The 13,167-nt window shown below is 72.4% G+C and carries 4 protein-coding genes; all 4 read left to right on the forward strand.

Translation table 11 applies throughout. From position 1 onward, the window contains the following. Window positions 1-18 precede the first annotated feature (18 nt). The 4 genes from ACFT55_RS03905 to ACFT55_RS03920 are packed head-to-tail and all read left to right on the forward strand — an operon-like array spanning window position 19 to window position 13,110. On the forward strand, window positions 19-8,532 hold the full coding sequence (locus tag ACFT55_RS03905) for a hypothetical protein (protein ID WP_380241680.1): 8,514 nt from the start codon (window positions 19-21) through the stop codon (window positions 8,530-8,532). A gap of 41 nt (window positions 8,533-8,573) precedes the next feature. Further along, entirely contained in the window at window positions 8,574-9,335 is a 762-nt protein-coding gene (locus ACFT55_RS03910) for a TetR/AcrR family transcriptional regulator (protein WP_380241683.1), read from the forward strand. Beyond that, window positions 9,335-11,086 (forward strand): ABC transporter ATP-binding protein, encoded by a 1,752-nt coding sequence (locus ACFT55_RS03915; RefSeq protein ID WP_380241685.1) that lies wholly within the window; start codon window positions 9,335-9,337, stop codon window positions 11,084-11,086. Before ACFT55_RS03910 ends, ACFT55_RS03915 begins: the two co-directional genes overlap by 1 nt. Next, window positions 11,083-13,110: an ABC transporter ATP-binding protein gene (locus ACFT55_RS03920; RefSeq protein WP_380241688.1), complete on the forward strand. Its 2,028-nt coding sequence runs from the start codon at window positions 11,083-11,085 to the stop codon at window positions 13,108-13,110. Before ACFT55_RS03915 ends, ACFT55_RS03920 begins: the two co-directional genes overlap by 4 nt. The last annotated feature ends 57 nt before the right edge of the window (window positions 13,111-13,167 follow it).

The raw sequence follows: 13,167 nt of genomic DNA on the forward strand, positions 1-13,167 counted from the left end.
GCGCGGTCTCCCGGCCCCGTGGGTACGTTGATCGGGACAGCGCGCCGTGTCGCAGGGGGCAGCGGCGCCACGGTCGAGCCGTTCGGCGTCCTCGGGGAGGGGCGGGTGCACGGGTCAGCGCAGCAGGGAGCACGTCCGCCGGAACGGGCACACCGCCTGGCCGGCCGTCGTCGTGTCGCCGGGCTGACGGCGCTGACGCTGCTCCTGGCCTTCCTCGTGCCGCTGGCTCCCGGCGTCCCGAGCCGAGAGGCGGCGGCCGTCACCCTCCCCTCGGGTCTGCAGACCGGGTTCCAGATCGACGGGGACAAGACGAGCGGGACGCCGCCGGACACCTTCGACTGGAACGACGTCCTCCAGCCGCAGCCGTCGTCGACACAGACCCCCACGTTCGTCCCCACCGCGCCCTACACCACCGCGGGCGGCTTCCGCTCGTCCGGGGTCTTCGCGGGCGGCTTCTTCTGGGACGACGGCGCCTACTCCAACTGCGACGGCCAGGGAACGGACCCGACGGCGAACCAGGGCAGCCAGAACGGGAACACGAACCCGTGGGTGGCCGCGCCCGCGAACGTGCAGGACAAGGCGAACCTGTGCAGCGCGGGGTACGCGACGGAGGCGCTGTCCGACGAGACGGGCCTGCGGCACTTCATCATGTACGGGTACTTCACCCGCCGGGCCGGCAACGGCTCCGTGAGCATCTACACGGTGTTCGAGGGGCCGGAGCCGGGGCGTTGCGACGACCTGCTGCTCGACGTGCTCTACGCGGAGGGGACCACCCGCTTCCTCGAGTGGACCCCGACCGCGGGCGACGGCTGCGCGAACCCGGACGGGGCCGGCACGTGGTCCACCACGGGCCGGGCCGTCGACTTCGCCTTCGCGATGGGCCAGCGCACCGAGGCGCCCCCGCTGGGCAACCAGCAGCAGGACACCTTCGGCGAGTACGCGATCGACCTCACCGCGGCGGGTCTGTTCGGGGACGACCAGTGCTCGACCTTCGCGATCACCTCCCTGATGTCGCGCACCGGCGCCGCCGAGACCGCGACGATCGCCGACTTCTTCTTCAACACCCCCGAGCCGCTCGAGATCTCCAACTGCGGCACGCTGACCGTCACGAAGCGGACGCCGACAGGACAGACGGACGACGACTTCGCCTTCCGGGTCACGAACGAGAGCTCCCAGGGCGTGGTGGTCCCGCCCGACCGGACGAGCATCGAGGACACCGTGCGGGCCGGGCAGACGCGGACGTACGAGAACGTCCTGTCCAGCTCGCTGCTCCACCTGGAGGAGACCGGGGTGCCTCCACCGTGGGAGCTCACCGCGGCGGAGTGCGCCTACACCGACCAGGTGGGCGAGCGACATACCGTCGACGTGACGGACCCGGCCACCCCGTTCACCCTGCTGGGTGGCGGGCGGACCGACTGCACCCTCACCAACGACGCCGCCCTGGTGACCGTGACCAAGCAGACGCTGCCCGACGGCGCCGTCCAGGACTTCGACTTCGCCGTGGGCGACGAGACGGCCACCCTCGGCGACGGTGAGAGCCAGACGTTCGCCGTGCCCGCAGGTGACGACCTCACCGTGGCCGAGGACGCCGTCGACGGCTGGATGACGCCGGAGGTCCGGTGCACGGACGGGACCACCCAGACCGGCGCCTCCGTGACGGTCACGCCGGTGGTCGGGGAGAACCTCGGGTGCACGTTCACCAACACGCAGCTCGCCACGGTGACGATCGAGAAGCGCGTGCCCCAGGACAGCGCGGGCACCTCGTTCGACTTCACCGGTGACCTCGGCGAGTTCACGCTCACGCCGGTGGTCGTGCCGCAGACGACGAACGCCACGGACTCGCAGCAGTTCGAGGTGCCGCCGGGGGAGTACTCCGTCTCCGAGGAGGTGCCCGAGGGGTACCTGCTGGCCGACCTGTCCTGCTGGGACCCGCCCTACGACTACGAGGCGGAGCTGGACGTCGAACCGCCGACGGCGACGTTCACCGTGCGCCCCGGATCCCAGCTGACCTGCTCCTTCGAGGACATCGCGGAGCCGGAGGGGGCCACCCTCGTGGTGCAGAAGGCGACCGCGCCGATGGTGGAGTGGGACGCGGACTTCCCCTTCGCGGTCACGGGCCCGGAGGGGTTCGACGACGCGGCGTTCACGCTCAACACCGTCGGGGACGACTGGTCGTGGGTGGTGCAGGAGATCCCGGCAGGGGACTACACGATCACCGAGGACGAGCTGCCGGGGTGGGGCATCCAGGACGTCGTGTGCCAGCGCGCCGACGGTGCCGACCTCACCTGGAGCCGGGACGGCGCTGCCACGGACGTCACGCTCGAGGACGGCGCGATCGTCACCTGCCTGTACTCCAACCTCGCCCGGCCCGCTCGGGCGACGCTGACCAAGACGACGGCGAACATCGGCCCGGACCTCGCGTGGAGCGTCGACGTCTCGCTCTCGCCGGACCCGGGCACCTCGACCACCCTGACGGGCACCGGGCCGGGGAGCGCGAGCACGTCGTGGGGCGAGCTGGTGCCCGGGCAGCGCTACGTGGTCCGGGAGCAGCCGCTGTCCGGCTGGACCATGGGCCCGATCACGTGCACGGACGCGGACGGCACCGTGGCAGACCTCGACGGCGACGACCTCACCTTCACCTTCGTCGCGGGGGTCGCGCAGGAGCTGTCGTGCGGCATGACGAACACCGGGCAGCCGTCGTCGGTGAGCCTGCGCAAGGTCACCACCGGGCTGTCGGCGGACTACCCCTGGTCCTACGACGTCCAGATCACGCCGGTGCCGGAGGGTGCCACCAACCCGACCACGGTCTCCGGGGTGGGCCAGTCGGCCGTGACCGTCGGCTGGGACAACCTGCTGCCCGGTCAGACCTACGAGGTCACGGAGGTGAACCTGCCGGACGAGGTCACCCAGCGGCTGGAGACCTGCACAGGAGGCGGCGTCGACCAGATCGAGGGCGGCTTCCGCTTCGTCGCGCCGCTCGACGCCAGCGTGTCGTGCAGCCTCACCAACTTCGTCGCGCCCGTGGAGGCCACGCTGACGAAGACGACGACGGAGGGCGACGGCAGCTTCACGTTCGACCTGACCACCCTCGGCACGGGCGACACCCCCGCCACGGTCCCGATCACGACGACGGCGGGAAGCGGCTCGGCGGCGTTGTCGCTGGTCCCGGGCGTGCGCTACTCCCTGGTGGAGCGCGACCAGCCCGGATGGGTCGAGGGCGAGATCGTCTGCACCGTCACGCCCGCGACCGGCGACGAGCACACCATCGAGGACGTCACGGACTTCACCGTCTCGGTCGGGGACAGCGTGGCCTGCACGGTGGAGAACGACATCGCGCCCGGGACTGTCTCGTTCACCAAGCACACCGCCGGCATCACCGACGACTACGAGTGGTCGTTCCCTGTGACGCTCACCCCCCAGGGCGGGGACGACGACGCACGGGAGGTGTCCGGGACAGGGCCCGGTTCGTCGTCGGTCGCCTGGGAGGATCTCGAGCCGGGCCGCTACACGCTCCAGGAGGGCGGCCTCGAGGGGTGGGACGCGGGGCCGATCACCTGCGGCCTGGGGGGCGGGGACGACGACCCGTTCACGCCGGGCGTGCAGCTCGACATCGAGCCGGGGCAGTCGTACGCGTGCTCGGCGACGAACACCGCGCTCCCGGCGTCGGCCACGATCCGCAAGCGCACCGCCGGGATCGGCGACACGCTCGACTGGTCGTTCGACCTGACGCTCTCGCCGGCGCCCGAGGGGCAGGACGGCACGGTGACCCTCTCCGGCACCGGGCCGGGCCTCGGCGACGACTCCCACACGTGGACGGAGCTGTCTCCCGGCAGCGTCTACTCCCTGACGGAAGCCGGCCCCGGGGCCGGGTGGACCGCCGAGGGCATCGTCTGCGACGACGGGACCGGCGCGTCGATCGACGCCTCGCGCCTCGTCGTGGCGCCGGGCGCCGAGTACACGTGCGTGGCCGACAACTCGGCACCCGCCGTGACCGGCAGCATCACCAAGACGTCGGTGGGCGGGGACGGCGACTTCGCCTTCCTCCTGGACACCGTGCCGTCGTCGGGCGCGCCCACGACCGTCCCGGTCACCACCTCCGGCGGGACCGGCAGCGTCGACCTGCCGACCCTGCTCCCGGGGAACCGCTACTCGCTCACCGAGCAGGCCGTCGACGGCTGGCGGCAGACCGGGCCGCTCGCCTGCACGCGCACGCCGTCCGGCGGAGACCCCACGCCGATCGCCGACCTCACGGACTTCGGCGTGCAGGCGGGCGACAGCATCGCCTGCACGGCCGAGAACACCGCGGACGGCCGGGTGATCCTCTACAAGGAGGTGCACGGCACCGGCGACCAGGCGCGCGACTTCGACTTCACGAGCAACGTCGACGGCCACGAGGCCTTCACGGTCGAGGGCGTGCGGGACGACGGCACGCTCTACGAGACCGTGATCGAGGACGTCGCGCCGGGCCAGGACTACTTCTTCGAGGAGACCACGGACAACGGCGACCCGAAGACCGTGCTCGCGGACCTGTCCTGCACGTACGGCGGCGAGGACCACAGCGGAACCCCGGAGGACCGGGAGAACCGGCGCCTGGGGTTCGAGGTGCTGCCGGGGGAGACCACCGAGTGCTACTTCACCAACGCGGTCGAAGGGAGCCTCATCCTCATCAAGAGGTCGGTCCCGGCGAACTTCGACCAGGACTTCGACTTCACCGTCACCGGCCCGAGCATCGCGCCAGAGGACGAGGCCTTCGTCATCAACTCCGACCCGAGCGTCGACGGCGCGATCCGCTCCTGGACCGGCCTGCTCGAAGGCACCTACACGCTCACCGAGGGCGAGATGCCCTCGGGGTGGAGCCTCAACACCCTGAACGACGCGACGTTCTGCAACACGGCGGACGGGTGGACGCTGGACCCTCAGGCGCGGTCGATCACCGTCGAGCTGGAGGCGGCGGACGTCGTCACCTGCTTCTTCTCCAACCGCGCGGCGACGGCGTCGGTGGAGGTGACGAAGACCGCCGAGGGGCTGGCCGACGGCACGCCGTGGTCGTTCCCGGTCACCCTGAGCCCGGCGGCGGGGGTCACGCCCGGGGGCACCCAGACGGTCAGCGGCACCGCGCCGGGCTCCGGCACGGTGAGCTGGTCGAACCTCACGCCCGGGGTGACCTACACCCTCAGCGAGCCCGCACCGGGCGGATGGACCTCCGGCGGCCTGGAGTGCTCCGGCCTGACGGACGCGAGCCCCGCCGCCGGCTTCCAGTTCGTCGCGGGAGTCGGGCAGAGCCTGGAGTGCACGCTCGTCAACACCGCCGCCGCGGCGTCCGTCACCGTCACCAAGACGGTTTCGGGGATCGCCGCCGGGCTGAGCTGGTCGTTCGAGCTCACGCTCACGCCCGACGCCGACCCGGCGGGCCCGCAGGCGGCCACCGGGACCGGCAACGCCACGTCGGCGCCCGTGACCTGGACCGATCTCGTGCCCGGCACGAGGTACACCCTCGCCGAGACGCCGCAGGCCGGGTGGGTGCTGGGGCTCGTCCAGTGCCCCGGGCTGACGGACGAGAGCGCCGACCCCGGCTTCCAGTTCACCGCGACACCGGGCCTGGCCCTCCAGTGCGGGGTCGCGAACGCCGGCGCCGCCTCCCGGGTGAGCGTCGTGAAGACCACGACCGGCGTGGCCGACGAGGTCGCCTGGTCGTTCCCCGTGACGATCTCGCCCGCGGCCTCGCCGCAGGCGACGCAGAACCTCACCGGGACCGGGTCCGCCACGTCGGCGGCGGCCACCTGGACCGGCCTGGTTCCCGGCGTCACCTACACGCTCTCCGAGGCGCTGCCGGCCGGCTGGACCGGCGGCACGTTCACGTGCACCGTGGGGGGCACCTCCGTCGACGACGCGAGCGGGGCGGCGGGCTTCCAGCTCGTGGCGGGCCTCAACGAGGTCGTGTCGTGCGCGGTCGCGAACGCCGCCCGCCCCGCCGACGTCACCGTGACCAAGACGGTGACGGGCGTCGACGGTGACCTGGACTGGTCGTTCGACGTGTCGCTGACCCCGGCGGCGACGCCGGGCAACCCGGTCTCCCTCACGGGCACGGGGAACGGGACGAGCGCCCCGGCGACGTTCACCGACCTGGTGCCGGGCACGCTCTACACGCTGACGGAGAACCTGCCGGCGGGCTGGACCTCGCCAGGCTTCACGTGCGCCGGCATCACCGACCTGGACCCGGAGACCGCCGGCCTCCAGCTGCGCCCCACCCTGGGCCAGAGCCTCACCTGCGGGGTGGCCAACGCCGCGGCTCCGGCCGAGCTGTCGTTTGTCAAGACCGTCGAGGGGGTCGCCGACGACCACGAGTGGTCGTTCCCCGTCACGCTCGACCCGCCGGCGGGCGGCGTCGGGACGCAGGACGCCACCGGCACCGGCAACGCCCCGAGCAGCCCGCTCGGGTGGACGGGCCTGGTGCCCGGGACGTCCTACGACCTCACCGAGGTGGCCGACGGCTACGACGCCGGCGAGATGACCTGCGACGTCGACGACGTCCCGATCGACCTCGGCGTGCGGTTCACGCCCGAGCCAGGGGACGACATCTCCTGCGCCGTGACGAACGCCGCCGTCCCGGCGGACCTGAGCGTCACCAAGACGGTGACGGGCGCGCCCGACGACACGGCATGGTCGTTCGCGGTGACCTTGACCCCGCCCGGAGCTCCCGAGGGGACGCGGACCCTCACCGGGACCGGCGACGAGACGTCGGACCCGGGGACGTGGGCGGGCCTGGTGCCGGGCGCGACGTACACCCTCGTCGAGAGTGAGGTGCCGGCGGGCTGGACGGCCGGCGGGTTCAGCTGCACCTCTGCCGGCGACCTGCTCGAGGACGCGAGCGAGGCCCCCGGCTTCCAGCTCGTGCCGGTGTCCGGCCAGGACGTCGCGTGCGACGTCGTGAACTCGCCCGACCCGGCGACCGGCACGATCACCAAGACCGCCGTGGGCGACGACGGCGACTTCGTGTTCGTGCTCACCCCGGAAGGGCAGCCCGACCAGACGGTCACGGTGACCACCGCGGGCGGCTCGGGCAGCGCGGACCTCCCGGAGCTGCTGCCGGGGGTCACGTACGCGCTGGGCGAGCAGCAGGCCGACGGCTGGACCGCGACCGAGACGCTCGCGTGCACGGTCACGCCGGCAGGCGGGGGCGACGCGACCCCGGTCGCCGACCTGGGCGCGTTCACCGTGGACCCGGGGGCTCACCTCGACTGCTCGGCGACGAACACCCGCCTCGGGCGCATCGTCGTGGTGAAGGCGGTGGACGGAGCCGACGCGGAGTTCGGCTTCACCGGCTCCTGGCTCGACCCCGAGGACTTCACGATCACGACGTCCGGCGGCACGGGGGCCCGCACGTTCGAGGACGTGGCCCCTGGCGAGCACACCCTGGCGGAGGTGGCGCGCGACGGGTACGAAGGCACCGGGCTGGTGTGCACGGACAGCATGGCCGACGGCGCGACGTCGACCGTCGACGGCCTCGACGCCACCATCGCCCTGGACCCGGGGGAGACGGTGACCTGCACGTACTCGAACACCCGGTGGGGCGTGCTGGTCGTGGACAAGACGACGGTCCCGCCGTCCGACCAGGAGTTCGGGTTCGCCTGGGGCCCCGCCGGGGGTGCGCAGGAGCGGTTCACCCTGGCGGACGCGGACGAGCCGTTCACGACGCCTCCGCTGGAGCCGGGCACCTATACCGTGGCCGAGGACGGCGCCGACGGCTGGCAGCTCCAGGGCCTGGACTGCACCGGGTCGAGCGGCCAGGTCACCGTGGACGGCGCGAACGCCACCGTGGACGTCCGGGCCGGTGACACGGTCCTGTGCCGGTTCACGAACGCCCGGGCGGCGGCGCTCACCGTCGAGAAGGAGGTGGTGAGCGGGCCCGTGGACCGGGGGGCGGGCGTCTTCGAGCTCGGTTACCGGATCACGGTGGGCAACCCCGGAGGCGTCTCCCAGCGGTACGACCTGTCCGACCGGTTGCGCTTCGGCGGCGGGATCCGGGTGGTGGCGGCCCGCGTCGTGTCGTCCGACGCCCGGATCAACCCGAGGTGGGACGGTACGGGAGACGCCACGGTCGTGGCGGGGGCCTCGGTCGCGGCGGGCGCCAGCCACCGGTTCGACGTCACGGTCTCCGCGCGGGTGCCGGACTCCGTCCTCGACGCCGCCCGCGTCTGCCAGGGGGCGGTCGGCGCGGAGCGCGGCAGCGGCTTCCTCAACACGGCCACGCTGCTCGGTCCGGACGGCGAGGCCGCGGCGGCGGAGGCGTGCTCGGACGTGCCGCCGGCCCGGCCGACCCCGAGCCCGACCCCGAGCGCTCCGAGCACGCCGAGCACTCCGAGCCCGGGAGCGACGTCGACCGCGAGCCCGCCGGGCGCCGGTCCGGCACCCGACGCCGGCCCCGGGTGGCCGCTCCCCGTGACCGGGCTGGAGGCAGGGATCGCCGGCTTGGCGGTGGTGCTCCTGCTCGCGGGCCTGGTCCTGGTCCTGGTGCGGCGCCGCCGGAGCTGACCACTTGTCGAGTGAGTGCTCACTCACTTACGATGACGCCCATGCTGGCTGCCCCGGGCGCGAGCCGTCGCGCCACCCCCCTCTCCCCGGACGACCGGCGGTCCGCCATCATCGAGGCCGTGCTCCCGCTCGTCGGGGAGTTCGGCGTCGACGTGACGAGCCGCGAGCTGGCCGACGCCGCGGGGGTCGCCGAGGGCACCCTGTTCCGGGCGTTCGGCGACAAGCTCACGCTGGTCGGCGCCGTCGCGGTCGAGGGGCTGCACCGAGCCTCCGGGCCGGTCGAGACCCGCGCCGAGCTGGCGGCGATCGACCGCGAGGCACCCCTCGAGGAGCGGCTCGAACGCGTCATCGAGCTCGGCCGGCGCCGGATGAGCGACGTCGTGCGCTGGATGACGGTGCTGCGCGTGCTGCACCATCGCACGGGCGCGCGAGACATGGTGCCGCCCGACCACGTGCAGGAGTTCCGCGCGCAGCTCGCGGAGCAGCGCGAGCGGCAGCGCGAGGCGACGGTCGCCGGGCTCGTCGGCGTGCTCCAGCCCGACGAGCACCGGCTGCGCGTGCCGATCGAGGTCGCGGTGGCGCTCCTCGAGGCGAGCATCGCCGGCACCCACGCCCGCGTGGACCACCTGCTGCCGGCGCCCTCGCCCCGCGTGGTCGCCGACGCGCTCGTGCACGGCATCGCGCGCACCGCCGAGGAGCCTGCCGAGCCGCCGGCCGACGAAAAAAGCCAGGACCGCGAGCCCGCGGCGACGGAGAATCCCCCCGGGGCCACGCCCCGCACCCCCCACCCTCAGGAGCCCTGATGCTCGTCTCCCTGGCGCGGAGCTATCTGCGCCCGTACTCCGGCGCCGTCGTGCTGCTGCTGGTGCTCCAGCTGCTGGCGACGCTCGCGTCCCTCTACCTGCCCTCCCTCAACGCGGACATCGTCGACAACGGCGTGACGACGGGGGACACCGCCTACATCATGCGGGTGGGCGGCTGGATGCTCGTCGTGAGCCTCGGCCAGGTCGTGTGCGCGATCGGCGCCGTGTTCCTCGGCGCGCGCACCGCCACCGCGCTGGGCCGCGACGTGCGTCGTGACCTGTTCGACTCCGTGCAGGGCTTCTCCGCCCGCGAGCTGGGCCAGTTCGGGGCCCCGTCGCTCATCACCCGCACGACCAACGACGTCCAGCAGGTGATGATGGTCGTGCTGATGACCTTCACCATCATGGTGATGGCGCCCATCATGCTGGTCGGCGGCGTCATCATGGCGCTGCAGGAGGACGTCGAGCTGTCGGCGCTGCTGCTGGTCGTCGTGCCCGTGCTGGGCATCGCGATGGGCCTGCTGATGTGGCGGATGGTGCCGTACTTCCGGGCCATGCAGAAGCGGATCGACGCGATCAACGGCGTGCTGCGCGAGCAGATCACCGGGCTGCGGGTGGTGCGGGCCTTCGTCCGCGAGAACCGCGAGCTGGAGCGGTTCGGTGCCACCAACGAGGCCCTGTACGACACGTCGCTCAACGCGGGCAAGCTCATGGCGCTGGCGTTCCCGATGGTCATGCTCATCATGAACGCCTCGAGCGTCGCCGTGCTGTGGTTCGGCGCGCAGCGCATCGACAACGGCGAGATGCAGGTGGGCGCGCTCATGGCCTTCCTCAGCTACATCATGTACATCCTCATGGCCGTGATGATGTCGACGATGATGGTCATGATGGTGCCGCGCGCCTCCGTGGCCGCCGGCCGCATCTCGGACGTCCTCGGCACGGAGACCTCCGTCACCGAGCCGCCCGCCCCGGTCTCCCTCACCTCGCTCGCCGACGGCGAGGGACCGCGCGGAGAGGTCGTGTTCGAGGGCGTCGAGTTCCGGTACCCGGGCGCCGACGAGCCGGTGCTGCACGACCTGTCGTTCACCGCCTCGCCCGGCCGGACCACCGCGATCATCGGGTCCACGGGTGCGGGCAAGACGACGCTCCTCAACCTCGTGCCGCGGCTCTTCGACGTCACCGGCGGCCGGGTGCTCGTGGACGGTGTGGACGTGCGCGACCTGTCCACCGGGGACCTCGGCTCCATGCTCGGCCTGGTACCGCAGAAGGCGTTCCTGTTCAGCGGCACCGTCGCGGACAACCTGCGCTACGGCAAGGCGGACGCCACCGAGGACGAGATGTGGGCCGCGCTCGAGATCGCGCAGGCGCGCGACTTCGTCGAGGCGCTCCCCGAAGGGCTCCAGGCGCCGGTGGCGCAGGGCGGCACCACGTTCTCGGGCGGTCAGCGCCAGCGGCTCGCCATCGCACGAGCCGTCGTGCGCCGGCCACGGGTGTACCTGTTCGACGACTCGTTCTCGGCGCTCGACTACAGCACCGACGCCCGCCTGCGCGCGGCGCTGCGTCCCCGCACGCAGGACGCGAGCGTCCTCGTCGTCGCGCAGCGGGTGGCGACCATCCGGGACGCGGACCAGATCCTCGTGCTGGACCACGGCCGCATCGTCGGGCGCGGCACGCACGCCGAGCTGCTGGCCGACAACGAGACCTACCAGGAGATCGTCTCCTCCCAGATGTCCCTCGAGGAGGCGGCATGAGCACCGAACGCAAGGCCCCGGCGGCGACGCCTCGACCGGGCGGCCCCCGCGGCGGCGGCCCCATGGGCATGGGCGGCGGCGCCCCCGTCGCGAAGGCGATGGACTTCCGCGGGTCGCTCCGGCGCTTCGCGGGCGTGATGCGGCCCGAGCGGGCACGCGTCGTCCTGCTCACCCTGTGCGGCGTCGTCTCCGTGGCGCTCACCGTGGCCGGCCCGAAGATCCTCGGCGACGCGACCAACGTCATCTTCGCCGGCGTGGTCGGCAAGGGGCTCGCGTCCGCGGGCGTCCCCGCGGGGACCACCGGGGACGAGGCCGCCGCGATGCTGCGCGCCTCCGGCGACGACGCCCAGGCCGGGCTGATCTCCTCCCTGCCGAACGTCGTGTCCGGCCAGGGCGTCGACTTCACGCGGCTCGGCCAGATCCTCCTGTGGGTGCTCGCCATCTACCTGGGCGCGTTCCTCTTCGGATGGCTCCAGGCGCGGATCATGACGATCGCGGTGCAGAACACGATGCGGCGCCTGCGGGACGAGGTGGAGGCCAAGCTCCACCGCATCCCGCTGAGCTACGTGGACAAGCAGGCCAAGGGCGAGATCCTCTCGCGCGTCACCAACGACATCGACAACGTCGCGCAGACGACGACGCAGACGCTGGCACAGCTCGTGACCTCCGTGCTCACGGTGATCGGCGTGCTGGGCATGATGTTCTGGATCTCGTGGGTGCTGGCGCTGGTCGCGCTCGTCACCGTGCCGCTGTCCGTGGTGCTCACGATGCAGATCGCCAAGCGCTCCCAGCCGCAGTTCGTGGCGCAGTGGGCGGCGACCGGACGGCTCAACGCGCACGTCGAGGAGATGTTCACCGGGCACTCGCTCGTCAAGGTGTACGGGCGCCAGCAGGCCGCCGCCGAGAAGTTCGGTGCCGAGAACGAGGCGCTGTTCGAGGCGTCCCGCAAGTCGCAGTTCATCTCGGGGACCATGCAGCCCTCGATGGGCTTTCTGGCGAACCTCAACTACGTGGTCGTGGCCGTCGTCGGCGGCCTGCGCGTGGCGTCGGGGCAGCTGTCGCTGGGTGACGTGCAGGCGTTCATCCAGTACTCGCGGCAGTTCACGCAGCCGCTCACGCAGATCGCGTCGATGATGAACCTGCTGCAGTCCGGTGTCGCGTCGGCCGAGCGCGTGTTCGAGCTGCTCGACGCCCCCGAGCAGGACCCGGACCCGGCCGACCCGCGACGCCTCGAGCACGTCCGCGGTCGGGTGGCGTTCGAGGACGTGTCGTTCTCCTACGACCCCGAGACACCGCTCATCGAGCACCTCGACCTCGTCGCGGAGCCTGGCCAGACGATCGCGATCGTCGGTCCGACGGGCGCCGGCAAGACGACGCTGGTCAACCTGCTGATGCGGTTCTACGAGGTGAATGCAGGGCGCATCACGCTCGACGGCGTGGACACCCGGGACATGACGCGGGACGACCTTCGCTCGCGGATCGGCATGGTGCTGCAGGACACCTGGCTGTTCAAGGGCACCATCGAGGAGAACCTCCGGTACGGGGTGCGCGACGGCGCCACGGTGGGGGAGGCGGAGTTCCGCGCCGCCACCGAGGCCACCCACGTGGACCCGTTCGTCCGGACGCTGCCCGACGGGTACGCGACGCTCCTGGACGACGAGGCGACGTCCCTGTCGGCGGGCGAGAAGCAGCTGCTCACCATCGCCCGCGCGTTCCTCGCCGACCCGGAGATCCTCGTGCTCGACGAGGCGACCAGCTCGGTCGACACCCGCACGGAGGTGCTGGTGCAGCAGGCGATGAACGCGCTGCGGGCGAACCGCACGTCGTTCGTCATCGCGCACCGCCTGTCGACGATCCGGGACGCCGACACCATCGTGGTGATGGAGCACGGGCACATCGTGGAGCAGGGCGACCACGACGCGCTGCTGGCTGCCGGCGGGGCGTACGCGCGGCTCTACGAGTCGCAGTTCAGCGCCCCCGTCGTGGAGGAGGAGGACGTGGTGGCCGGACCCGCCGGGGTCTGACCCCGCCCCTGGCAACGAGCGTGCTGACCTGATCCTCAAACGGGTCGTTTGAGGATC

This window comes from Isoptericola sp. NPDC057191 (assembly GCF_042670225.1).
GTDB lineage: Bacteria > Actinomycetota > Actinomycetes > Actinomycetales > Cellulomonadaceae > Isoptericola.